The sequence below is a fragment of the Streptomyces sp. NBC_01750 genome (genome assembly GCF_035918095.1).
In the GTDB taxonomy this organism is placed as follows: Bacteria; Actinomycetota; Actinomycetes; order Streptomycetales; family Streptomycetaceae; genus Streptomyces.
Window position 1 is genome coordinate 5,309,880 of sequence record NZ_CP109137.1, and the last position, 22,567, is coordinate 5,332,446.

A 22,567-nucleotide genomic window follows, 5' to 3' on the forward strand; every position below is an offset into this window, starting at 1 on the left:
CCGTGATCGATATCAGCGAGTCCGTGATGCAGTTCCTTCTCGCGTTCATCGTCGTCGGCCCGCTCGTCGGTGCCGCGGCCGCGCTCCTGCCCGCCCCGCCCGGCCTGCGGGGCAAGGGCCCGGACCAGGCTGTCCTGCGCCACGGCGTGACCGTCACCGGTGTCATCCTCGTCGCTGCGGTCGTCCTGGCCCTCGGCTTCGACCATGACAACCCGTCCAGGATGCAAGCCACGACGAACATCAGCTGGATCGCCGCACTCGATGTGCGGATCCACTTGGGCATCGACGGCATTTCTCTCCCCCTGGTCGTCCTGACCGCGCTGCTGACCTTCCTCTGCGCGCTGTACAGCTACTTCAAGATGCCTTCGGGCCCGTCCCCGAAGGCCTTCGTCGCGCTGCTGCTCGTCCTCGAATCCGGGACTCTCGCGACCTTCGCAGTCCTCGATCTGCTGCTCTTTTTCCTGGCCTTCGAGATGGTCCTCATCCCGATGTACTTCCTCATCGCCCGCTGGGGCGGCGAGGCACGGCAGGCCGCCGCCTGGAGGTTCATCCTCTATACGCTGCTCGGCTCCGTCGTGATGCTGCTCGGCCTGCTGCTGATCGGGCTGAAGACCGGCACCTTCGACATGGTGGCACTCGCCACTGACAACGGCCGCGAGCTCACGGCATCCGTGCAGGTCATTGCGGTTCTGGCGATCGGTATCGGCCTCGCCGTGAAGACTCCGATGTGGCCGCTGCACAGCTGGCTTCCCGACGCCCACACCGCTGCGCCGACCGTCGGCTCCGTCCTCCTCGCCGGCGTGCTGCTGAAGATGGGTACGTACGGATTCGTCCGTATCGTGCTCCCGATCGCCCCCGGCGGTATGCAGACATTCGCGCCGTATCTCGCCGCCTTCGCCGTCGCCGGCATCATCTACGGATCCCTCGCCTGCCTCGCACTCGCCAAGCAGGGTGCGGGTGGCGATCTCAAGCGCCTGATCGCGTACTCCTCCGTCGGCCACATGGGCTTCGTGCTCCTCGGTATCGCCTCGATGACCCCCACCGGCGTCAACGGCGCGCTCTTCGCCAACATCGCCCACGGCCTCATCACCGGCCTGCTCTTCTTCCTGGTCGGAGCACTCAAGGACCGTTACGGCACCGCCGACCTCGACACCCTCGCCGGCGCGACCGGCGCCGCGCTCTACGGCCACGCTCCGCGCCTCGGCGGTTTCCTCGCCTTCGGCGCCGTCGCCTCCCTCGGTCTGCCCGGCCTGGCCGGTTTCTGGGGCGAGATGCTCGCGATGTTCGGGGCCTTCGACCCCGCCGACGGTCTCAGCCGCCCCGCCTTCCTCACCTTCATGGCGATCGCCGGCTTCGGGACGCTGCTCACCGCCGCGTACCTCCTCGTCGTCGTACGCCGTGTCTGCATGGGTGCGAAGCCCGCCGAGGAGACACCGGAGCTCGCCGACATCCAGACGTACGAATTCGCCGCCTGGACCCCGCTCGTCGCCCTCACCGTCCTCGCTGGACTGTGGCCCGCGGCCCTCCTCGGCCTCACCGACCCCGCCGTGCAGAAGCTCCTCGCAGGAGGCAAGTCGTGACCGTGGCAGCCGACAGCGTCACCAGCCTCGTCCAGTCCGTCGACTGGCTCGCGATCGCGCCGCCCACCATCACCGCGGTGGTCGCCCTGATCGTGCTGGTCGCCGACCTCTTCGTGCCGGAGAAGCGCAAGCAGCTGCTCGGAGCAGTCGCGATCGCCGGCCTCGCCGCCGCGCTCGTCACCCTCCTGCCGCTGCGCAAGGGCAACCGCGCGACGTTCTGCCTCACGACGGACGCCGACGCCTGCAGCTACACAGCCGATCACTTCGCGCTGGTCATCCAGTTCCTGGTACTCGGGGGTGCGCTGCTCACCGGGCTGCTCTCGCTCCACGACACCAGGAAGAAGCTTCCCGCAGGGGAGTTCTGGTTCCTGCTGCTCTCCTCCGCGGCCGGCGCCGCCCTGCTGCCCGCCTCGCGCGACCTCGCCACCCTCGTCGTCGCCCTCGAGGTGGCCTCGCTGCCCGCCTTCGCGCTCGTCGGCCTGAGGCGCGGGGACCGGCTCTCGAGCGAAGCAGCCCTCAAGTTCTTCCTCTCCTCGGTCACCGCGACCGCGGTGATGCTCCTCGGCGTGAGCTTCGTGTACGCGGCGACGGGCACCCTCCACCTCACGCAGATCGCCGCCGGACTCGACAACGTCCCCGGTCAGCTGGACACCGTCGCCAAAACAGGTGTCGTCCTGACCCTCGTCGGCTTCGCTTTCAAGACGGCCGCGGTTCCCTTCCACTTCTGGGTCCCCGACACCTATGTGGGTGCCCCGCTGCCCATCGCCGCGTACCTCTCCGTCGTCGGAAAGGCGGTCGGTTTCTCGGGCCTCATCCTGGTGACGGTGATCGCGTTCCCCGGGTACGCGGACGTCTGGGGTCCGGCCATCGCCGTCCTCGCCGGTCTCACCATGACGGCGGGCAATGTCGCGGCGCTGCGCCAGTCGGCCACGCGCGCGTGGAGCGCGGTACGCCTGCTGGCCTGGTCCTCTGTGGGGCAGGCCGGCTACCTCCTGGTGCCGATCGCGGCCGCCGCGTACTCCACAGACGACCAGATCGGCGCGACCGTCGCGTACGCCCTGATGTACGCCGTGGTGAACCTCGGGGCCTTCGCGGTCGCGGCGCTCGTCGCCCGTACGAAGCCGCTGAACCGGATCTCCGACTACCGCGGCCTCTACGCCACCCGCCCGTTCGCCGCCCTCGCCATGGGCTTCTTCCTGCTCTGCCTGGCCGGTCTGCCGCCCGGCATCATCGGGCTGTTCGCCAAGGTGACCGTCTTCTCCTCGGCCGTCGACGCGGGCCTCGGCTGGCTGGCCGTCATCATGGCCATCAATGTCGTGATCGCCCTCTACTACTACCTGCAGTGGACGGCGATCCTCTTCCGCGCCCCCGAGGCTGCCACGGAGCCCGCCGAAGAGGATGCCGAGAAGGCCGAACCGGTCCGCAGGAGTGCCCCCACGCCCATCACGGTCGCCATCGTTCTGACCGCCGTCGCCGGCATCGTCCTCTCCGGCTATCCCGAGCTGGTTCTTCGCTTCGCGGCGAGCAGCCTGTTCTGAGCGCGCCACCCGAACGGCCCAGTCCAGGGCCGGAAGCACAAGGGAACTAGCGTCCTTCGCCTGGCGTTGACCAGTAGAGAAGGGTCCACTGGTGAGTGGAGCACCACCACGCAAAGGGTTCCCCTGCCGCACCATTTGGAGGGCGTACCGTGCACCGCCGGCACAACGGGCTGAAGACCGCCGTACTCCTCGGAGGACTGTCCGCACTCATCCTCGTCATCGGCAGCTTCTTCGGCCGTACGGGCCTGCTCATCGCGCTCGTCGTGGCGCTCGGCACCAATGCGTATGCCTACTGGAACAGCGACAAGCTGGCCCTGCGGGCCATGCGCGCCCGTCCCGTAAGCGAATTCGAGGCACCCGCGCTCTACCGCATCGTCCGCGAGCTCTCGACCGCCGCCCGCCAGCCCATGCCCCGCCTCTACATCTCGCCGACCCAGGCCCCCAATGCCTTTGCCACCGGCCGCAACCCGCGCAATGCCGCGGTCTGTTGCACCGAGGGGATCCTGCGGATCCTCGACGAACGCGAACTGCGCGGCGTCATCGGCCACGAGCTGAGCCATGTCTACAACCGCGACATCCTCATCTCCTCGGTCGCCGGCGCGCTCGCCTCCGTGGTGATGTTCCTGGTGAACTTCGCCTGGCTGATCCCCATCGGCCGTTCCGACGACGACGACGGGCCGGGCCTCCTCGGCATGCTGCTGCTCATGATCCTGGGCCCGCTGGCCGCTTCCGTGATTCAGCTTGCCGTCAGCCGCTCGCGCGAGTACGAGGCCGACGCTTCAGGCGCTCAGCTCACCGGCGACCCGCTCGCCCTGGCAGGCGCCCTGCGCAAACTCGACGCCGGTACCAAGCAGTTGCCGCTGCCCGCCGAGCCGCGACTCGAGACCGCGAGCCACATGATGATCGCGAATCCCTTCGGCCAGGGCCAAGGTCTCTCCAGAATGTTCTCCACCCACCCACCGATGACTGAACGCATCGCCCGACTCGAGCAAATGGCAGGTCACCGACCGTGAAGACAATCCTGAACGTCATATGGCTGGTCCTGAGCGGCTTCTGGCTCTTCCTCGCCTATCTGCTCGCCGGCGTCCTTCTCTGCATCACGGTCATCGGCATCCCATTCGGCCTGGCGGCCTTCCGGATCGGTGTCTACGCTCTTTGGCCCTTCGGCTACACCGTGGTCGAGCGCCACGACGCGGGCGCGCCGTCCTGCGTCGGCAATGTGCTGTGGCTTGTCCTGGCGGGCTGGTGGCTGGCGCTCGGCCATATCTTCACCGGCATCGCCCTGTGCCTCACGATCATCGGCATCCCGCTGGGCATCGCCAACTTCAAGCTGCTCCCGGTCTCCCTGCTGCCCTTCGGCAAGGAGATCGTCCGCACGGACCAGCCGTTCACCTCCCAATAGCCATGGAGGCGGAAGTGGCCGGGGTGGCCGGGGCGGTCAACTGCCGAGCAGCACGCGCCGATCCACGGATGTGAGGCCTCAGCGCCGCCTCACCGCGTACACAGCCGCGCCCACCGCCAGCACCGCAGCGCCGGCGACCACGGACGAAAGCGGTAGCGCGAAGGCCAGCACCAGGCAACCCACAAGGCCAGTACTCGCCACCACCCGGCCCCGGGAACTCAGCGTCCAGGCCGAGGCGTTGGCGATTGTGTAGTACACCAGCACTCCGAACGACGAGAAGCCGATCGCCCCGCGCACATCCGCCGTCGCCGCCGCCACCGCGACGACCGCTCCCACGGCCAGCTCCGCGCGGTGCGGCACCTGGAACCGCGGGTGCACAGCGGCCAGCGCTCCCGGCAGATGGCCGTCCCGTGCCATTGCCAGCGTCGTACGGGAGACGCCGAGAATCAGCGCGAGCAGAGACCCGAGCGCCGCCACCGCGGCCCCCACCTGAACGACGGGCGCCATCCACGGAGCGTCCGCCGCCCGTACGGCATCGGCGAGCGGAGCCGTCGCCCGCCCCACATCAGCGACTCCCAGCACAGAGAGGACCGAGACCGCGACGCACACATAGACCAGCAGCGCGATCCCCAGCGCCAGCGGGACGGCGCGCGGGATGGTCCGTGCCGGATCGCGCACCTCCTCGCCCAGCGTGGCGATCCGCGCGTACCCGGCGAAGGCGAAGAACAGCAGCCCCGCCGCCTGCAGCACCCCGCCGGCCGAGGCGTCCGCGCCCACGTCCAGCCGTCCGAAGTCCGCAGCCCCCGACCCGAGGGAGACCACCACGACCGCAGCGAGGACCGCCAGCACCACCGCCACGATCGCCCGCGTCAGCCACGCCGACTTCTGAACACCCCGGTAGTTCACGGCAGTCAGCGCCACCACCGCGGCGACCGCCACCGCATGCGCCTGCGCCGGCCACGCATATGCTCCGACCGTCAGCGCCATCGCCGCACACGACGCGGTCTTCCCCACGACGAATGCCCAGCCCGCCAGGTACCCCCAGAACTCGCCGAGCCGCTCCCGTCCGTACACATAGGTACCGCCGGATTCCGGATACAGAGCGGCGAGCCGTGCCGACGACATGGCGTTGCAGTACGCGACCACCGCGGCCAGCGCCAGCCCGAGCAGCAGTCCCGACCCGGCCGCCCTTGCCGCCGGGCCCAGTGCCACGAAGATGCCCGCCCCGACCATCGACCCCAGCCCGATCACGACCGCGTCGAAGACCCCCAGTGACCGCCGCAACTCCTCCGCCATGTGTCGCAGGCTACTGATCTCCGCAACCGCGGCGTATCCGCCCGGCGTCCTCCACAGCAACACCGTACGAAAGGCAGGTTCACGGCATGGGAATCATCAGCTGGATCATCCTCGGACTGCTTGCCGGGGCCATAGCCAAGATCCTGCTCCCGGGACGTGACCCCGGCGGCCTGATCGGCACCACTCTCATCGGCATCGCCGGGGCCTTCACCGGCGGATGGATATCGGCCCGCTTCCTGGACCGGCCGATCACCAACGAGTTCTACGACGGCGCCACTTGGGCCGCGGCCATCGGCGGTGCGCTCGTCCTGCTGATCGCCTACCGGATCCTCTTCGGCCACTCCCGCTCGCGCTAGCCGGCGCTGCCCGGACCCGCAGTAGCCCGGCCCGCCTGCCCCCGCCGAGAACCGTGGAGGACCCGGGACCCGGACCCGGGACCCGGACCCGCCCGGGGCCGATCAGTCCGCCAGTCCCGTCTCCCGCAGGGTGATGTTCAGACGCCCACCGCTCATCCCCGTCGCCGGGTCGGCCGTCCCCGCGTACACCTTCGGCACCCCGTGGTACGCGAAGCGCGACGGCCCTCCGAAGACGAACAGGTCTCCGGACGCCAGCTCCACATCCGTGTACGGCCGCCCTCGCGTCTCGGTGTTCCCGAACCGGAAGACGCAGGTGTCGCCGATGCTCAGCGAAATCACCGGCGCACCGGACCGCTCTTCCTTGTCCCGGTGCATGCCCATCCTCGCCGCGCCGTCATAGAAGTTGATCAGCGCAGTGTCGGGGCTGTAGTCGGCGGGGGATTGACCCTGATCCCCGCCGTACGCCCCGACCAGCGCAGCACGCCCCAAATCCGCCAGCCAGTCCGGGAATTCGGCGACCCGTGCGCCGTTCACATCGTCCGCGGTACGGGAGTACCGGTACGGCTGCCAGTGCCATCCGACGCACACGGTCCGTACGGACATCACGCCGCCGCCCGGCAGCGCGGTGTGCCGGAGAGGTACGGGGCCGCACGCCCAGGCCCGGCAGGCCTCGACCAGTTCCCGCTGCCGGTCCACGGGGAGCCACCCCGGCACATGGACGGCGCCGGGAGCGACGACCGCCCGCTCCCTGGGGAACAGGGTTCCGCTCACGATGCCGCCAGTGCGCCTTCGAGCCCGAGGAGTCGCCGCTTGCGCTCGATCCCGCCCGCGTAACCCCGAAGGGCCCCGTCCGCCCCGATCACCCGGTGGCACGGCCGTACGACCAGCAGCGGATTGCGACCGATCGCGGTCCCCACGGCGCGTACGCCCACCGCCGATGTACCGACCCGCCGGGCGATCTCCCCGTAGCTCGCAGTCTCCCCGTACGGAATCTCCTCCAGCGCCTGCCACACCCGCCGCTGGAACTCCGTCCCGCCGTCGACGTACTCGATTTCGAAGTGCGTCAGCAGACCCCCGAAGTACGACCTGAGCTGGTTGGCGATCTCCTCGAAGGCCTCCGGGGCACGCCGCCACCCGTCCTGGACGGCGGCGGCGCCCTTGTGTCCGGTCAGCGAGAGCGAGGCGAGTGCGGTGCCGCCCTTCGCCGTGGCGGACTCCTCGCCGACCAGCAGCAATGTGCCCAGCGGGCTGTCGATGGTCGCGTAGACCGTCATGGCTTGTTCCCTTTCTCGCAGCGTGTCCTATCGCCCTACGCCTACGAGTCTGCGACCCCGGTCCCGCCGAAGCTGGCGGGATTCGGACGTCACACCACACAGGGCGGGGGCGGAGCGACCCGGTCACTCCGCCCCCGGTCCGCCCGGCGCGCGGCCGCCGGAGTCAGCGGTAGTTCACGAACTGCAGCGCGAACTCGAAGTCCTGCCCCTTCAGCAGCGCCTGCACGGCCTGCAGGTCGTCCCGGCTCTTCGAGCTGACCCGCAGCTCATCGCCCTGGACCTGCGCCTTGACGCCCTTCGGGCCCTCATCGCGGATGATCTTCGCGACCTTCTTGGCGTTCTCCTGGGAGATGCCCTCCTCGATCGAGGCGAAGATCTTGTACTCCTTGCCGGACAGCTGCGGCTCGCCCGCGTCCAGCGCCTTGAGTGAGATCCCGCGCTTGACCAGCTTGGACTGGAAGACGTCGAGGATGGCGGTGACCCGCTCCTCGGAATTGGCCTGCATAAGGATCTTCTCGCCGGACCAGGCGATCGAAGCCCCGACGTTCTTGAAGTCGTAGCGCTGAGAGATCTCCTTCGCGGCCTGGTTGAGGGCGTTGTCGACCTCCTGCCGCTCGACCTTCGAGACGATGTCGAAACTGGAGTCGGCCATGTCCTGTGGCTCCTTGTATCGGGTGCGTGGAGGCGCGGCCGGAACTGCCCGAACCGCTCCCGCAAGCCTAGCCACCCGCACCCGTCCCGAGTGCTGATCAATCCGGTCGCCAAGCACCCCCGGGCATCAGGTATCGTTTACGTCGTTGCCACGGAGCACCACCCCACAGCGGGTGACAATCCGGGCGACATCCCATGGCGGTGTGCCCGAGTGGCCAATGGGAACGGACTGTAAATCCGTCGGCTCTGCCTACCCAGGTTCGAATCCTGGCGCCGCCACGTGATGACGATGGCCCCTGATCTGCGGAAACGCGGATCGGGGGCCATCGTCATGTACGGGATCAAGCAGGAAGCAGCGGTCCGGCTCGGGAGTCCCGAACCTCTTCCGCCGCTTCGACCTCCGACATCCCGTGCATGCAGATGCCGATGCCGATGCCGATGGCGTTGAAGCGGAAGAACCGGGTCATGACGTCAAGGACCGTGCGGGGGCCGGAAATTCGTCGGGACAGCCCCCAGCCGCTCAGTTTCCGGCGACGTCCTTGACAGCGACGGCGACGGGCACCGAGCCGCTGATCAGTTCCAGCGTCAGCCCGGCCGTTGCCGGCGACTCCACGAGCTCCGCGAGCACCGCTGCCACATCGTCACGCGGCACTGTCCCGCGGCCCGTCGAGGCTTTCAGCTGTACGAGACCGGTGCCCGCGTCGTTCGTCAGGGTGCCCGGCCGCAGAATCGTCCACTCGAGCCCGGACTTGCACCGTACGTAAGCGTCTGCGGCTCCCTTCGCCCGAAGATAGGCGTCGAACTCCGTGTCGCCCGGGTGCTGTGCGTCCGCGCCCATCGACGACACAACAAGGAACCGCCTTACGCCTGCCCGTTCCGCCGCGTCCACGAAGAGCATCGCGGCGCCCTGGTCGACCGTCTCCTTGCGGACGATGCCGCTGCCCGGGCCCGCGCCCGCCGCGAACACCGCTGCGTCGGCGCCCTGCAGCACCGCCGCGACCTCCTCGACCGAGGCCGACTCCAGGTCCAGGAGGACCGGTTCGGCCCCCGCTGCCCGTAGGTCGTCGCCCTGTTCCGGCTTGCGGATGATGCCCGCGACCTCGTGTCCGCGCGTCGAGAGCAGCCGCTCAAGACGGAGCGCGATCTGACCATGTCCTCCAGCGATGACAATGCGCATGACTACGACGGTACGTCCCAAGCGCGGTGCTCGCTCAGGGACCGGAGTGCTCTCCGCGCACCGGCCGGTCGTTCCGGGGCGTGGTCGCGGCTCAGGGACCGGTATCCGGCCGCCCCTGCCGCGGCAGTTCGAGCGCGACGGCGACCGCCGAGTCGCAGTACTCACGCACCGCGCTGGTACGGGCCACCACCCGCCCGCGGTGAATGACGATCCGGCTGTACGCGAGCGACAGCACGCCCGAGATCCGCTCGCCGCGCACCGCCAGCAGCTCCGCCGGGAAACCGGCCTCCACCCGCACCTCGGGCAGCCCCATCGCCTCCCGGGCGGACCCGGCCACGGCCCCGTACGCGTCCTTGGCCCGCATCCTGCCCTGCGAGGCCAGCAGGTACGCGGCCTCGAGCGGATCCCCGCGGCCCACCGGGTTCGAGACGTCCCGCAGCGCCCCGCTGCCCGCCGCGACCCGCACTCCGGCCGCGCGCAGCAGCCGCACCGGTGCGTTGCCCCGGTGTTCTACGGCCGCGCAGCCGCCCTGAGGCACGCAGACCACCGTCACGCCGGCCGCCGCGAGCTGGTCGGCGACCCTGGACGCCGACTCGCGCGGCAGCCGGGCGAGCCCCGCGCACGGCCCGATCACCACTCCGGGCCGCAGCCCGCCCGCCATTGCCACCAGCCGTGCGAGCCGGGCCGGATCGTCGCCGTGGGTATGCAGGTCGACGGGGCAGCCGTGCTCGGCGGCGACCTCCAGCACCGCTTCCGCGTACCCGGTCGGATCGGGATCGGCGTCCGGACAGCCGCCCACCACCCCGGCGCCCATCTTCACCGCGTCGCGCAGTATCGCCAGACCGTCCGCCCCGGCGACGCCCGTGAGCAGCCCGGGCACTGCGACGGCCGTCAGATCCGCCAGACCGCGCAGCGAGCGTCGCGCCTGAAGCACCGCCTCGAGCGGGCCGAGACCCTGCACATCTCCGATCCGTACGTGCGAGCGCAGCGCCGTCGCCCCGTGTCCGAGCTGCAGCAGCGCGGCCTCGGTGGCCCGCCGCTGAACGTCTTCGGTGTCGTACGAGACGGGGCCGGGGGAGTCGGCAGTGAGCGCGGTGTCGCCATGGGCGTGCGGCTCGGCCGGTGCGGGCAGCAGCAAATAGCCTCGCAGGTCCACGCGGGCGGAGTGCGGGGTGAGACTGCCCGCGGTGCCGACCGCCTCGATACGTCCGCCACTGAGCCGTACGTCGACGGTGCGGCCGTCCGTGAGCCGGGCGCCGCACAGGAGCAGCACAGTGGTGTCCGCGGTGGCGCCGTCGGGGGGCTGCGGCTGGCTGTCGGGCATCGCGCTCCTGCGTGGGGCGGTGGGGCTCGGGCGGCGTGACGAAGGGCAGGATCACGCAGCGTGAGACGAGCCTAGGGGCGCTCGGAGCGCGCTTCGCGGAGGAGCGCAATAGTCGTACCGATGTGGCCACCAGTGGCGTACGGGACAGGCGGGGCGGAAGCCGGGCCGGGCGCCGGGCAGCGGGCCACGAAACGGATTTGGGCGATCGGCGACCGACCGTGTAATGTCTTCATCGCTCGCCCCAATAGCTCAGTCGGTAGAGCGTCTCCATGGTAAGGAGAAGGTCTACGGTTCGATTCCGTATTGGGGCTCTGATGTCGGAGATCCTCACCTTCGGGTGAGGTGATCCGGTATCGCAGCGGTGTAGCTCAGTCGGTAGAGCAAGCGGCTCATAATCGCTGTGTCACCGGTTCAAGTCCGGTCACCGCTACAGACAGTAGCCGATTGTGGGGTCGGTCCTCCGATCGGCTACTCTTTTATGCGTTCATCCGTTCATTAGTCCGTCCAAGGAGCACTCACGTGGCTGCCACCGACGTCCGCCCGAAGATCACGCTGGCCTGCGTGGAGTGCAAGGAGCGGAACTACATCACCAAGAAGAACCGGCGCAACAACCCGGACCGTCTTGAGATGAAGAAGCACTGCCCGCGCTGCAACTCGCACACGGCGCACCGCGAAACGCGCTGAATCAGGCTCGTATACGAGGCCGTCCCCACTGGGGGCGGCCTCGTGTCGTTTGTTGTGGTCAATCCAGCTGTTGTGGTCAATCCAGCAGGGTCAATCCATCAGGAGGGAGCCAGTCCATGGCGCTCGACCAGTCCTTCGTGGGGCGGACCTATCCGCCCACCCCGCCTTACGAGGTCGGCCGGGAAAAGATCCGGGAGTTCGCCGAGGCGGTGGGTGACACCAACCCCGCGTACACCGACCAGGAGGCCGCCAAGGCGCTCGGCCACGCCGATGTGATCGCTCCGCCGACTTTCGCCTTCGCGATCACTTTCAAGGCTGCGGAACAGGTTATCCAGGATCCGCACTTGGGACTGGACTACAGCCGCGTGGTGCACGGCGACCAGAAGTTCGCGTACACGCGGCCGGTGCGGGCCGGGGACCGGCTGACGGTCACCTCGACCATCGAGGCCATCAAGTCCCTTGCCGGCAACGACATCGTGGATATCCGCGGTGAGGTGCGCGACGAGTCGGGCGAGCATGTCGTGACCGCGTGGACCAAGCTGGTGGCGCGCGGCGCCGAGGAGGCGTGATGACGGCGAAGATCTCTTACGCGGACGTCGAGGTCGGCACCGAGCTGCCGGCGCAGAACTTTCCCGTGACGCGCGCCACACTGGTGCAGTACGCGGGCGCCTCCGGGGACTTCAACCCGATCCACTGGAACGAGAAGTTCGCCACAGAGGTCGGGCTTCCGGATGTGATCGCGCACGGAATGTTCACCATGGCCGAGGCGGTCCGGGTGGTGACGGACTGGGTCGGCGACCCGGGCGCGGTCGTCGAGTACGGCGTCCGCTTCACCAGGCCCGTCATCGTGCCGAACGACGAGAACGGCGCGCTGATCGAGGTCAGCGGCAAGGTCGCGGTGAAGCTGGACGACAACCGGGTGCGCGTCGACCTGACGGCGATGAGTGCCGGGCAGAAGGTGCTGGGAATGTCCCGGGCCGTGGTCCGGCTCGCCTGAGGCACGAAGGCCGGTAGAGACGCGTAAGGGGCACCCGCAGTGGCGGGTGCCCCTTACTTCGTCCGTAGCCCCGTACTTCGTCTGCTGCTCCGTATCTCGTCTGCTGTTGTGACTGCCTCTTGACTTAGTTAGTGATTGGACACTAACTTAATCGCATGGCCAGGATGAGCGCAGACGAGCGACGCGAGAGCGTCATCCGCGCCGCGATCACCGAGTTCGCGCGCGGCGGCTACAACGGCACCTCCACCGAGGCGATCGCCAAGCGGGTCGGCGTATCGCAGCCGTACCTCTTCCGTCTCTTCAAGAACAAGCGGGAGCTGTTCCTCGCGGCCGCACTCCGCTGCCTGGAGGAGACCCCGAAGGCATTCGCCGACGCCCTCGAGCGGCGTCCCGACAGCTCACCGCTGGAGGCGATGGCGGCGGCGTACATGCGGCTCATCGAGGACAGGGACAAGCTGCTGATGCAGATGCAGACCTATGTCGCCGTGGCCTCCGCCGAGGTGGCGGGGGACTACGAGTTCGGTGAGCGGATCAGGGCAGCCTGGGTCGAGATCTGGGACCAGGCGCAGGTCGCCTTCGCCGGGGACGTGAACGAGGTGACCGACTTCCTCGGTTGCGGAATGCTGATCAACGTCCTGGTGGCGCTGGGCTTCCCGGAGGATCACCGGGTGTGGTCCGGGCTCGACATGTCCGACATCGGGGTTCCGCGCTAGTCGCAAAGCCGGTCGCAAGGTCCTGCCTCTTCGGGGGTGGGGGAGTCCCGTCCGCGAAAGTTAGTAATCAATAACTAACCCTATGGGGGAGCAGTGAACCAGCAAGCAGCCCGCCGCGGCAGCGCCGCCTGGGCCCTTGTCATCACCAGCGTCGCCGGCTTCATGGCGGCCCTCGACAACCTCGTCGTCACCACCGCACTCCCCTCCATCCGCAAGGATCTCGGCGGTGCGCTGGAGGACCTCGAATGGACGGTGAGCGCGTACACCCTCACCTTCGCCGTACTGCTGATGTTCGGTGCGGCCCTCGGTGACCGCTTCGGCCGCCGGAAGCTCTTCATCGCCGGCCTCGCGATCTTCACCGGCGCCTCCGCCGCGGCCGCGCTCGCACCCGGTATCGACGCCCTCATCGCCGCCCGCGCCGTCCAGGGCGTCGGCGCCGCGGTCATGATGCCGCTCACCCTGACCCTGCTCACGGCGGCCGTGCCCGCCGCTCGCCGCGGCGCGGCCCTCGGCATATTCAGCGCCGTCACCGGTCTCGCCGTCGCCAGCGGCCCCCTCATCGGTGGCAGCCTCACCGAACACATCTCGTGGCAGTGGATCTTCTGGCTGAACGTCCCGATCGGACTGGCCCTGCTGCCGCTCGCCCGGCTGCGCCTCGACGAGTCGCACGCCCCGCACGCCCGGATCGACGTCCCCGGCACCCTCCTCGTCAGCGGCGGCCTCTTCGGCATCGTCTACGCGCTGGTCAACGGCAACGCCGACGGCTGGTCCAGCACCCCGGTCCTCGCGGGCCTGATCGTGGGCGCCGCACTGCTCGCCGGCTTCGTCTACCACGGCTTCAACAACAAGAACCCCATGCTCCCCATGCGGCTCTTCCGTAACCGCGCATTCTTCGGGATCAATATCGCGAGCCTGCTGATGTTCCTGGGGATGTTCGGTTCGATCTTCCTGCTCAGCCAGTTCCTGCAGGGCGTCGCCGGCTACTCGCCCACCGAGGCCGGCCTGCGGATGCTCCCCTGGACCGGAATGCCGCTGATCGTCGCGCCGATCGCCGGATACCTCTCCGACAAGATCGGCGGCCGCCCGGTCGTCGCCACCGGCCTCGCCCTCCAGGCGGTCGGCCTCGGGCTCTTCGCCCTGGTCCTCGAACCCGGTGTCTCGTACGCGGCCCAGCTTCCCGGCCTGATCCTCGGCGGTATCGGCATGGCGCTCTACTTCGCCCCCGCTGCCAGCGTGGTCATGTCCAGCGTCCGCCCCGCCGAGCAGGGCATTGCCTCGGGCGCCAACAACGCCCTGCGTGAGGTCGGCGGTGCCCTCGGTGTCGCGGTTCTCGGCGCTGTCTTCGCGGCCCGGGGCGGCTACGAGTCCGCCGACGCCTTCACCGACGGCACCGTCCCGGCGCTCTGGATAGGCGCGGGAGCGGTGGCCCTTGCGGCACTGACCGCCCTGCTGATCCCCGGCCGCCGCCGCCCGGCGGACGCCGGTCCCCAGGAGGCGTCCCCGGCCGCCGAGGAGCGCGAGTCCATCGCCGTATGACGGCCGGAGTACGCATACGGTCCGTGGCCCCGTCCGAGCGGAGGGGCACGGACCGTACCCTTGTCCCCGTGCAGGAACTCCACGACGCTCCCCTCGCCCCCCTGACCACCTTCCGGCTCGGCGGCCCCGCGACCCGCCTCGTCACGGCCACCACCGACGACGAGGTGGTCGCTGTCGTACGCGAGGCGGACGCCGCAGGGATCCCGCTGCTGATCATCGGCGGTGGCAGCAATCTGGTCATCGGGGACAAGGGCTTCGACGGCACCGCGCTCCGCATCGCCACGCGGGGCTTCGAACTCTCCGGTACGAAGCTGGAGTTGGCGGCTGGTGAGGTCTGGACGGACGCGGTCACCCGCACTGTCGAAGCAGGGCTCGCCGGCATCGAGTGCCTGGCCGGTATCCCCGGCTCGGCCGGTGCGACGCCGATCCAGAACGTCGGCGCGTACGGTCAGGAAGTCTCCCGCACCATCACCGAGGTCGTCGCCTACGACCGCCGCGCCGGCGAGAAGGTCACCGTCCCGAATGCGGAGTGCGCCTTCTCGTACCGCCACAGCCGCTTCAAGCAGGACCCCGAGCGCTACGTCGTGCTGCGCGTCCGCTTCGAGCTGGAGGACGCGGACGGACTGTCGGCCCCTCTGAAGTACGCCGAGACGGCCCGCGCCCTGGGCGTCGGGGCCGGCGACCGCGTCCCGGCCGCCGCGGCCCGCGAGACCGTACTCAAGCTGCGCGCAGGCAAGGGCATGGTGCTGGACCCCGAGGACCACGACACCTGGTCCGCAGGGTCCTTCTTCACCAATCCGATCCTTGAGCAGGCCGCGTACGAGGCCTTTCTGGCACGCGTCCACGACCGCCTCGGCCCGGACACCGCGCCGCCCGCCTTCCCGGCGGGGGAGGGGCGCACCAAGACCTCGGCGGCCTGGCTGATCGACAAGGCCGGCTTCACCAAGGGATACGGCACCGGGCCCGCGCGGATCTCCACCAAGCACACGCTCGCCCTCACCAACCGGGGCGAGGCCACCACCGAGGACCTGCTGGCGCTCGCCCGCGAGGTCGTGGCGGGTGTGCGCGAGGCGTTCGGCGTGACGCTGGTCAATGAGCCGGTGACGGTCGGCGTCAGCCTGTAAGAGCTGACTCCCTCAGTACGCCACTAGTACGCGACCCCGACTCCCTGCTTCACCGTCGCCGGATCGTCGACCATCGCCAGCATCGCGTGTGCCACATCCGCCCTGCCGATCACCCTGCCGCGGCGCGGACTGCCGCCGACGACCGTCCGGTACGAGCCCGTCAGCGCCTTGTCCAGCAGCCGCGGCGGGCGTACCGAAGTCCAGTCCGTCGCGCTGCGTGCCAACTCCTCCTCCATGTTCCGGAGGTCGTCGTACACAGCCTTCAGTGCCGCGCCGACGACCGCCAGAATCGCGCGGTCCAGCAGGGGCTGGCGCTCCGGGACCGGGCCGAGCGGGGCCGCGCTCACCACCAGCAGGCGACGTGTCCCCTCCGCCTCCATCGCCCAGAGCACCGAGCGCGTCAGCTTCGCCGCGATCCCGGCGTCCGCGCGCCTGCGTGCGCCGAGACCGGAGAGCACCGCGTCGCGCCCGGCGACGGCCTCCCGCAGCGACTCGCCCTCCTTCAGATCCGCGCGGAACACCTGCAGGCCGGGGCCCGTGACCGTGAACCGTGCAGGGTCGCGCACCACCGCGGTCACCTCGTGCCCCGCCGCCAGTGCCTGCGTGACGATCTCCTGCCCGATGCCGCCGGTAGCGCCGAAAACCGCGAGTCTCATGGCCCGCACCTCCAAGGTGGGTAAGTATTCACTCACCCCTAGAGTGGGTAAGTGTCTACTCACCCGTCAAGGTCCTGCCGGAGGTTCCATGCAGAAGCCGGCCCGCGCCCGGATCCTCGACGCCGCGCATGAGCTCCTGCTCACCATCGGCCTCGCCCGTGCCACCACCAAGGAGATCGCCAAGGCGGCCGGCTGCTCGGAAGCGGCGCTCTACAAGTACTTCGCGAGCAAGGAGGAGCTCTTCGTGACCGTACTGAGGGAGCGGCTGCCCAGGCTCACGCCGCTGCTGGACGGACTGACCGCCGACCCGGCGCGGCGCACCGTCGAGCAGAACCTCACGGAGATCGCCCGCGAGGCCGCGCTCTTCTACGCCCAGAGCTTCCCGATCGCCGCCTCGCTCTACGCCGAACCCCGGCTCAAGCAGCGCCACGACGCGGCCCTGCGCGAGCTGGGCGCGGGCCCGCACATGCCGATCCGGGGCCTCGACGCCTATCTGCGCGCCGAGCAGGATGCCGGCCGGGTGCGCGCCGACGCGGACACCTACGCGGGCGCGTCCCTGCTTCTCGGTGCCTGTGCCCAGCGGGCCTTCGCGTACGACATGACCGACGACGGAAAGCCTCCGCAGCCGCTCGACGAGTTCGCCGCCGGAATCGCCCGCACTCTGCTGCGCGGAATCAGCTGACCGGCGGGGCGGTCAGCCAGTCGTCGATGCCGGACAGCAGCTTGTTCCTGACCTCCTCCGGTGCCGCCGAGCCGCGCACGGACTGCCGGGCCAGCTCCGCCAGCTCCGTGTCGGTGAAACCGTGGTGCTTGCGCGCCAGCTCGTACTGCGCGGCCAGCCGTGAGCCGAAGAGCAGCGGGTCGTCCGCCCCGAGCGCCATCGGCACCCCGGCGTCGAACAGCGTCCGCAGCGGTACGTCCGCCGGCTTCTCGTACACCCCCAGGGCCACATTCGAGGAGGGGCACACCTCGCAGGTCACCGCCCGCTCGGCCAGCTTCCGCAGCAGCCGTGGGTCCTCCGCGGCCCGTACACCGTGGCCGATCCGCGAGGCGCGCAGATCGTCCAGGCAGTCCCGTACCGAGGCGGGTCCGGTCAGCTCGCCGCCGTGCGGCGCCGCCAGCAGACCGCCCTCCCTGGCGATCGCGAAGGCGCGGTCGAAGTCCCGTGCCATGCCCCGGCGTTCGTCGTTGGAGAGGCCGAAACCGACGACACCCCGGTCCGCGTACCGCACCGCCAGGCGGGCGAGGGTACGGGCGTCCAGCGGATGCTTCATACGGTTGGCGGCGACCAGCACCCGCATACCGAGACCGGTCTCCCGTCCGGCGCGCTCCACCGCGTCCAGGATGACCTCCAGCGCCGGGATCAGCCCGCCCAGCATGGGGGCGTACGAGGTCGGGTCGACCTGGATCTCAAGCCATCCCGAGCCGTCCCGCACGTCCTCCTCGGCCGCCTCGCGCACCAGCCGCTGGATGTCCTCGGGCGAGCGCAGACAGGACCGCGCGATGTCGTAGAGCCGCTGGAAGCGGAACCAGCCGCGCTCGTCGGTCGCCCGTAGCTTCGGCGGTTCGCCGCTCGTCAGGGCATCGGGCAGATGGACGCCGTACTTGTTGGCGAGCTCGAGCAAGGTGGTGGGCCGCATCGACCCGGTGAAGTGCAGATGCAGATGGGCTTTCGGCAGCAGCCTGAGGTCTCTTTCAGCGGCTCCGCCGCGGGCACGAACTTGCTCCATTGAAGGATCTTGCCGCACCTGCCCGCCGTCCGGCAGCCCCTTTCCCCGATCGGGTCCTTGCCCGAACGAAGAAACGGGAAGGGGAACGCGGAAGGGAAACGGGAAACGGGCCCCCGGCCGAAGCCGGGAGCCCGTCGGTCCGCTCACGGGAGGAGGTTCAGTCGCGCGCCTCGGCCAGCAGCTTCTGGATCCGCGAGACACCCTCGACCAGGTCCTCGTCGCCCAGCGCGTACGAAAGCCGCAGATAGCCCGGCGTACCGAATGCCTCGCCGGGGACCACTGCCACCTCGACCTCGTCCAGAATCAGCGCGGCAAGATCGACCGAGGTCTGCGGACGCTTCCCGCGGATCTCCTTGCCCAGCAGCGCCTTCACCGAGGGGTACGCGTAGAACGCGCCCTCGGGGGTCGGGCAGAGCACACCGTCGATCTCGTTCAGCATCCGCACGATGGTCTGGCGGCGCCGGTCGAAGGCGGTCCGCATCTCGGCGACCGCGTCCAGGTTCCCGGAGACCGCTGCCAGCGCCGCGACCTGCGCGACATTGGAGACGTTCGACGTGGCGTGCGACTGCAGGTTGGTCGCGGCCTTGATCACGTCCTTGGGGGCGATCATCCACCCCACGCGCCAGCCGGTCATCGCGTACGTCTTGGCGACACCGTTGACGACGATGCACTTCTCGCGCAGCTCGGGGACGATCGCGGGGAGCGAGGTGAACTTCGCGTCGCCGTAGACCAGGTGCTCGTAGATCTCGTCGGTGAGAACCCACAGGCCGTGTTCGGCGGCCCAGCGGCCGATCGCCTCGGCGTCGGCCTCGCTGTAGACCGCACCCGTCGGGTTCGAGGGCGAGACGAAGAGAACGACCTTCGTACGCTCCGTGCGCGCCGCCTCCAGCTGCTCGACGGAGACCCGGTAACCGGTGGTCTCGTCGGCCACGACGTCGATCGGTACACCGCCCGCGAGGCGGATCGACTCGGGGTAGGTCGTCCAGTACGGAGCCGGCACGATGACCTCGTCGCCCGGGTCCAGGATCGCCGCGAACGCCTCGTAGATCGCCTGCTTGCCACCGTTGGTGACCAGGATCTGGGAGGCCTCGACCTCGTAGCCGGAGTCGCGCAGCGTCTTCGCGGCGATGGCGGCCTTGAGCTCGGGGAGCCCGCCGGCCGGTGTGTAGCGGTGGTACTTCGGGTTGCGGCAGGCCTCGATCGCGGCCTCGACGATGTAGTCGGGTGTCGGGAAGTCCGGCTCACCCGCGCCGAAGCCGATCACCGGGCGCCCGGCGGCCTTGAGGGCCTTTGCCTTGGCGTCGACGGCGAGGGTCGCGGACTCGGAGATCGCGCCGATGCGGGCGGAGACCCGGCGCTCGGTGGGAGGGGTTGCAGCGCTCATACGGGCCATCGTCCCAGACCGCAAACGGACCCGGTACAGGGGTTTCGAGTAGCGGACAGGAACCGGCCAGGAGCTATCTGTTCGACGCCGGGCCTGCAACCACGTACACTCACTCGTCGTTGGCCCTCACCAACCACATCTACGGATGGGGTAGGTTGGGGAAACCACAAAGGGTCGTAGCTCAATTGGTAGAGCACTGGTCTCCAAAACCAGCGGTTGGGGGTTCAAGTCCCTCCGGCCCTGCTACACACACCTTCGCCAGGTTGTGTGCGCATGTACGTACATTCAATGAACCGCCGTGCGGCTCCACCGGGCGCGGCGCGGCCACGACCCGGAATCAGGTGAAAGATCGTGACGGACGCCGTGGGCTCCATCGACATGCCTGATGCCGATGACGAGGCGCCGGAGTCGAAGAAGAGGACCCGCAAGGGTGGCAAGCGCGGGAAGAAGGGCCCTCTGGGCCGTCTCGCGCTCTTCTACCGGCAGATCATCGCCGAGCTGCGCAAGGTCGTCTGGCCCACCCGCAGCCAGCTGACCACGTACACCACAGTGGTGATTGTCTTCGTAGTCGTCATGATTGGTCTGGTGACCGTGATTGACTATGGGTTCCAGGAAGCCGTCAAGTACGTCTTCGGCTGATCCCGCGGAGGGCGCCGGCAGCGGCGCCTCTTTCGCATGTTCCACCCCATCTGTATCCAGGAAGAAGCAGCCACCGTGTCTGACCCGAACCTGAACGACGCCGTCGAGCCCGTGGAGGGCGAAGAGACTGCGGCGACGGCCGAGGCGGCCGAGGCTGCGCCGGACACGGTCGACATCGACGCGCTCGACGACGACGCGCTCGACATCATCGAAGGGGCCGACGAGGTCGACCTCGCCGAGGCTGCCGACGACGCCGTGGGCGAGCCGGCCGAGCGGGTCGCGATGCACGTCGAGGGCGAAGCCACCGCCCTTGCCGAGGTGGAAGAGGACGAGGCCGCCGCGGCCGACGTCGACGTCGACGTCGAAGAGACTGCCGAGGCCGACGGCGATGCCGAAGAGGCTGCCGATGCCGAGGCGGCCGAGCCCGAGGCCCCGGTCGACGCGGTTACCGCTCTCCGTGACGAACTTCGCGGACTGCCCGGCGAGTGGTACGTCATCCACACGTACGCCGGGTACGAGAAGCGCGTGAAGGCGAATCTGGAGCAGCGTGCCGTCTCGCTGAACGTCGAGGACTTCATCTACCAGGCCGAAGTGCCCGAGGAAGAGATCGTCCAGATCAAGAACGGCGAGCGCAAGAACGTCCGCCAGAACAAGCTTCCCGGCTATGTGCTCGTTCGCATGGACCTGACCAACGAGTCCTGGGGCGTCGTCCGCAACACCCCTGGCGTCACCGGCTTCGTGGGCAACGCCTACGACCCGTACCCGCTGACCCTGGACGAGATCGTCAAGATGCTCGCCCCGGAGGCCGAGGAGAAGGCCGCCCGCGAGGCCGCCGAGGCCGAGGGCAAGCCGGCTCCGTCCCGCAAGGTCGAGGTCCAGGTGCTGGACTTCGAGGTCGGCGACTCGGTCACCGTCACCGACGGCCCGTTCGCGACGCTGCAGGCCACGATCAACGAGATCAACGCCGACTCGAAGAAGGTCAAGGGCCTCGTCGAGATCTTCGGCCGCGAGACCCCGGTCGAGCTCAGCTTCGACCAGATCCAGAAGAACTAGTCCCACCGGTTCCGCTGGAACATACGCCTCCGAACAGGTCAGAACGGCTTTCTCAGCCGCTCTGACCTGCTCGGTTTTTGGCCGCACAGCTATACCCGTTATCGTTGTGCGGTATGCCTCCGTCCGGACGACTGGATGGAGCGCTGAAAACTCTCACTAGGACCCGGAGAGAGCAATGCCTCCCAAGAAGAAGAAGGTCACGGGGCTTATCAAGCTCCAGATCCAGGCCGGCGCGGCCAACCCGGCTCCGCCGGTCGGCCCCGCACTCGGTCAGCACGGCGTCAACATCATGGAGTTCTGCAAGGCCTACAACGCCGCGACCGAGTCGCAGCGTGGCATGGTCGTGCCGGTGGAGATCACGGTCTACGAGGACCGCTCCTTCACCTTCATCACCAAGACTCCGCCGGCCGCCAAGCTGATCCTCAAGGCCGCGGGTGTGGACAAGGGCTCCGGCGAGCCGCACAAGACCAAGGTTGCCAAGCTCACCGGCGCCCAGGTCCGCGAGATCGCCACGGTCAAGATGCCCGACCTGAACGCCAACGACCTGGACGCCGCGTCGAAGATCATCGCCGGCACCGCCCGTTCCATGGGCATCACGGTCGAGGGCTGATCAGCTCCCCGTAGACCTCAGTGGTAGGGCCCGCGCTGGTCCGCACCACGACTCCACACTCGAAACCACAGGAGCAGAAGTGAAGCGCAGCAAGACTCTCCGCGCTGCGGACGCCAAGATCGACCGGGAGCGCAACTACGCCCCGCTCGAGGCTGTCCGTCTCGCCAAGGACACCGCAGGCACCAAGTTCGACGGCACCGTCGAGGTCGCCTTCCGCCTGGGCGTTGACCCGCGCAAGGCCGACCAGATGGTCCGTGGCACCGTCAACCTTCCGCACGGCACCGGCAAGACCGCCCGGGTCCTGGTCTTCGCGACCGGTGACCGTGCTGCGGCGGCGGAAGCCGCGGGCGCCGACATCGTCGGCTCCGACGAACTGATCGACGAGGTTGCGAAGGGCCGTCTGGACTTCGACGCCGTCGTCGCCACCCCGGACCTCATGGGCAAGGTCGGCCGCCTCGGCCGCGTGCTCGGTCCGCGTGGTCTGATGCCGAACCCGAAGACCGGCACCGTCACCCCCGATGTCACCAAGGCTGTCAACGACATCAAGGGCGGCAAGATCGAGTTCCGCGTCGACAAGCACTCGAACCTGCACTTCATCATCGGCAAGGTCTCCTTCGACGAGACGAAGCTGGTCGAGAACTACGCCGCGGCGCTGGAGGAGATCCTCCGTCTGAAGCCGTCCGCCGCGAAGGGCCGCTACATCAAGAAGGCGACCCTGGCCACGACGATGGGCCCCGGCATCCCGCTGGACTCCAACCGCACCCGCAACCTCCTCGTCGAGGAGGACCCGGCTTCCGTCTGAATCTGACGGCAGCCGCGGGTCTCGCGTAACGAAGCCGGTCC

The 22,567-nt window shown here is 69.0% G+C and carries 26 protein-coding genes and 4 tRNA genes; 20 read left to right on the forward strand and 10 right to left on the reverse strand.

What is annotated here, in order from left to right; all coding sequences use genetic code 11:
* The first annotated feature begins 26 nt into the window (after window positions 1-26).
* The 4 genes from OG966_RS24095 (at window position 27) to OG966_RS24110 (ending at window position 4,520) form a co-directional block, all read left to right on the forward strand.
* Window positions 27-1,580, forward strand: coding sequence for an NADH-quinone oxidoreductase subunit M (locus OG966_RS24095; RefSeq protein ID WP_326655345.1), 1,554 nt, complete (start codon window positions 27-29; stop codon window positions 1,578-1,580).
* A complete protein-coding gene (locus OG966_RS24100) occupies window positions 1,577-3,118 on the forward strand; it encodes an NADH-quinone oxidoreductase subunit N (RefSeq protein ID WP_326651905.1) in 1,542 nt (513 codons plus the stop codon). The genes OG966_RS24095 and OG966_RS24100 overlap by 4 nt, the downstream gene beginning before the upstream one ends.
* A 149-nt stretch (window positions 3,119-3,267) precedes the next feature.
* Window positions 3,268-4,131: a zinc metalloprotease HtpX gene (gene htpX, locus OG966_RS24105; RefSeq protein WP_326651907.1), complete on the forward strand. Its 864-nt coding sequence runs from the start codon at window positions 3,268-3,270 to the stop codon at window positions 4,129-4,131.
* Window positions 4,128-4,520 (forward strand): YccF domain-containing protein, encoded by a 393-nt coding sequence (locus OG966_RS24110; RefSeq protein WP_326651908.1) that lies wholly within the window; start codon window positions 4,128-4,130, stop codon window positions 4,518-4,520. The genes htpX and OG966_RS24110 overlap by 4 nt, the downstream gene beginning before the upstream one ends.
* 78 nt (window positions 4,521-4,598) lie before the next feature.
* On the opposite strand, the gene OG966_RS24115 is transcribed toward OG966_RS24110, so the two are convergent.
* On the reverse strand, window positions 4,599-5,816 hold the full coding sequence (locus OG966_RS24115; protein WP_326651909.1) for an APC family permease: 1,218 nt from the start codon (window positions 5,814-5,816) through the stop codon (window positions 4,599-4,601).
* Between the two features lie 86 nt (window positions 5,817-5,902).
* On the opposite strand from OG966_RS24115, the gene OG966_RS24120 reads away from it, so the two are divergent.
* On the forward strand, window positions 5,903-6,172 hold the full coding sequence (locus OG966_RS24120) for a GlsB/YeaQ/YmgE family stress response membrane protein (RefSeq protein ID WP_326651910.1): 270 nt from the start codon (window positions 5,903-5,905) through the stop codon (window positions 6,170-6,172).
* A 102-nt stretch (window positions 6,173-6,274) separates the two neighbouring features.
* On the opposite strand, the gene OG966_RS24125 is transcribed toward OG966_RS24120, so the two are convergent.
* The 3 genes from OG966_RS24125 to OG966_RS24135 all read right to left on the reverse strand — a co-directional run bounded on the left by OG966_RS24125 (window position 6,275) and on the right by OG966_RS24135 (window position 8,098).
* Window positions 6,275-6,943 carry an alpha-ketoglutarate-dependent dioxygenase AlkB family protein gene (locus OG966_RS24125; protein ID WP_326651912.1) on the reverse strand — a complete coding sequence of 223 codons (669 nt, stop codon included), beginning with the start codon at window positions 6,941-6,943 and terminating at the stop codon, window positions 6,275-6,277.
* Window positions 6,940-7,446 (reverse strand): methylated-DNA--[protein]-cysteine S-methyltransferase, encoded by a 507-nt coding sequence (locus tag OG966_RS24130; RefSeq protein WP_326651913.1) that lies wholly within the window; start codon window positions 7,444-7,446, stop codon window positions 6,940-6,942. The genes OG966_RS24125 and OG966_RS24130 overlap by 4 nt, the downstream gene beginning before the upstream one ends.
* A gap of 163 nt (window positions 7,447-7,609) precedes the next feature.
* Window positions 7,610-8,098: a YajQ family cyclic di-GMP-binding protein gene (locus OG966_RS24135; RefSeq protein WP_326651914.1), complete on the reverse strand. Its 489-nt coding sequence runs from the start codon at window positions 8,096-8,098 to the stop codon at window positions 7,610-7,612.
* A gap of 196 nt (window positions 8,099-8,294) precedes the next feature.
* Here OG966_RS24135 and OG966_RS24140 point away from each other — a divergent pair.
* Window positions 8,295-8,376: transfer RNA gene (locus OG966_RS24140), tRNA-Tyr, on the forward strand.
* 62 nt (window positions 8,377-8,438) lie between these two features.
* Here OG966_RS24140 and OG966_RS24145 read toward each other — a convergent pair.
* From OG966_RS24145 to OG966_RS24155, 3 genes are all read right to left on the reverse strand, one after another.
* Entirely contained in the window at window positions 8,439-8,564 is a 126-nt protein-coding gene (locus OG966_RS24145; RefSeq protein ID WP_326651915.1) for a hypothetical protein, read from the reverse strand.
* Between the two features lie 53 nt (window positions 8,565-8,617).
* Window positions 8,618-9,274, reverse strand: a complete 657-nt coding sequence (locus tag OG966_RS24150; protein WP_326651917.1) for an SDR family oxidoreductase — start codon at window positions 9,272-9,274, stop codon at window positions 8,618-8,620.
* A gap of 91 nt (window positions 9,275-9,365) precedes the next feature.
* Window positions 9,366-10,598: an amidohydrolase family protein gene (locus tag OG966_RS24155; protein ID WP_326651918.1), complete on the reverse strand. Its 1,233-nt coding sequence runs from the start codon at window positions 10,596-10,598 to the stop codon at window positions 9,366-9,368.
* A gap of 238 nt (window positions 10,599-10,836) precedes the next feature.
* On the opposite strand from OG966_RS24155, the gene OG966_RS24160 reads away from it, so the two are divergent.
* The 8 genes from OG966_RS24160 (at window position 10,837) to OG966_RS24195 (ending at window position 15,652) form a co-directional block, all read left to right on the forward strand.
* Window positions 10,837-10,909, forward strand: a tRNA-Thr gene (locus OG966_RS24160).
* A 46-nt stretch (window positions 10,910-10,955) separates the two neighbouring features.
* A tRNA-Met gene (locus tag OG966_RS24165) sits at window positions 10,956-11,028 on the forward strand.
* An 89-nt stretch (window positions 11,029-11,117) separates the two neighbouring features.
* Complete coding sequence (rpmG, locus tag OG966_RS24170; protein WP_003956487.1) at window positions 11,118-11,282, forward strand: 50S ribosomal protein L33; 165 nt, start codon at window positions 11,118-11,120, stop codon at window positions 11,280-11,282.
* A gap of 116 nt (window positions 11,283-11,398) precedes the next feature.
* A complete protein-coding gene (locus OG966_RS24175; RefSeq protein ID WP_326651919.1) occupies window positions 11,399-11,851 on the forward strand; it encodes a MaoC family dehydratase N-terminal domain-containing protein in 453 nt (150 codons plus the stop codon).
* Window positions 11,851-12,279: a MaoC family dehydratase gene (locus OG966_RS24180; protein ID WP_326651920.1), complete on the forward strand. Its 429-nt coding sequence runs from the start codon at window positions 11,851-11,853 to the stop codon at window positions 12,277-12,279. The genes OG966_RS24175 and OG966_RS24180 overlap by 1 nt, the downstream gene beginning before the upstream one ends.
* A gap of 155 nt (window positions 12,280-12,434) precedes the next feature.
* Window positions 12,435-12,992, forward strand: a complete 558-nt coding sequence (locus OG966_RS24185; RefSeq protein ID WP_326651922.1) for a TetR/AcrR family transcriptional regulator — start codon at window positions 12,435-12,437, stop codon at window positions 12,990-12,992.
* Window positions 12,993-13,085: 93 nt separating this feature from the next.
* On the forward strand, window positions 13,086-14,528 hold the full coding sequence (locus OG966_RS24190) for a DHA2 family efflux MFS transporter permease subunit (RefSeq protein ID WP_326651924.1): 1,443 nt from the start codon (window positions 13,086-13,088) through the stop codon (window positions 14,526-14,528).
* Window positions 14,529-14,596: 68 nt separating this feature from the next.
* A complete protein-coding gene (locus OG966_RS24195; RefSeq protein ID WP_326651926.1) occupies window positions 14,597-15,652 on the forward strand; it encodes a UDP-N-acetylmuramate dehydrogenase in 1,056 nt (351 codons plus the stop codon).
* Window positions 15,653-15,675: 23 nt separating this feature from the next.
* Here OG966_RS24195 and OG966_RS24200 read toward each other — a convergent pair whose 3' ends face one another.
* The gene (locus tag OG966_RS24200) at window positions 15,676-16,308 is read right to left on the reverse strand and encodes an NAD(P)-dependent oxidoreductase (RefSeq protein ID WP_326651927.1); all 633 of its coding nucleotides are present in this window, start codon (window positions 16,306-16,308) and stop codon (window positions 15,676-15,678) included.
* Window positions 16,309-16,396: 88 nt separating this feature from the next.
* Between OG966_RS24200 and OG966_RS24205 the strand changes: the two genes are divergently transcribed.
* Entirely contained in the window at window positions 16,397-16,990 is a 594-nt protein-coding gene (locus OG966_RS24205) for a TetR/AcrR family transcriptional regulator (protein ID WP_326651928.1), read from the forward strand.
* Here the strand turns inward: OG966_RS24205 and OG966_RS24210 are convergent.
* Window positions 16,983-18,038 (reverse strand): adenosine deaminase, encoded by a 1,056-nt coding sequence (locus OG966_RS24210; RefSeq protein ID WP_326651929.1) that lies wholly within the window; start codon window positions 18,036-18,038, stop codon window positions 16,983-16,985. The two genes, OG966_RS24205 and OG966_RS24210, sit on opposite strands and share 8 nt — an antisense overlap.
* 157 nt (window positions 18,039-18,195) lie before the next feature.
* Window positions 18,196-19,422 carry a pyridoxal phosphate-dependent aminotransferase gene (locus OG966_RS24215; protein WP_326651930.1) on the reverse strand — a complete coding sequence of 409 codons (1,227 nt, stop codon included), beginning with the start codon at window positions 19,420-19,422 and terminating at the stop codon, window positions 18,196-18,198.
* 170 nt (window positions 19,423-19,592) lie between these two features.
* Here OG966_RS24215 and OG966_RS24220 point away from each other — a divergent pair.
* The 5 genes from OG966_RS24220 to rplA all read left to right on the forward strand — a co-directional run bounded on the left by OG966_RS24220 (window position 19,593) and on the right by rplA (window position 22,526).
* Window positions 19,593-19,665, forward strand: a tRNA-Trp gene (locus OG966_RS24220).
* A gap of 108 nt (window positions 19,666-19,773) precedes the next feature.
* Entirely contained in the window at window positions 19,774-20,061 is a 288-nt protein-coding gene (gene secE / locus OG966_RS24225; RefSeq protein WP_326651931.1) for a preprotein translocase subunit SecE, read from the forward strand.
* Between the two features lie 75 nt (window positions 20,062-20,136).
* A complete protein-coding gene (gene nusG / locus OG966_RS24230) occupies window positions 20,137-21,114 on the forward strand; it encodes a transcription termination/antitermination protein NusG (protein ID WP_326651932.1) in 978 nt (325 codons plus the stop codon).
* A 175-nt stretch (window positions 21,115-21,289) separates the two neighbouring features.
* Window positions 21,290-21,724, forward strand: a complete 435-nt coding sequence (gene rplK / locus OG966_RS24235; RefSeq protein ID WP_307661693.1) for a 50S ribosomal protein L11 — start codon at window positions 21,290-21,292, stop codon at window positions 21,722-21,724.
* Window positions 21,725-21,803: 79 nt separating this feature from the next.
* Complete coding sequence (rplA, locus tag OG966_RS24240; RefSeq protein ID WP_326651933.1) at window positions 21,804-22,526, forward strand: 50S ribosomal protein L1; 723 nt, start codon at window positions 21,804-21,806, stop codon at window positions 22,524-22,526.
* Window positions 22,527-22,567: the final 41 nt, after the last annotated feature.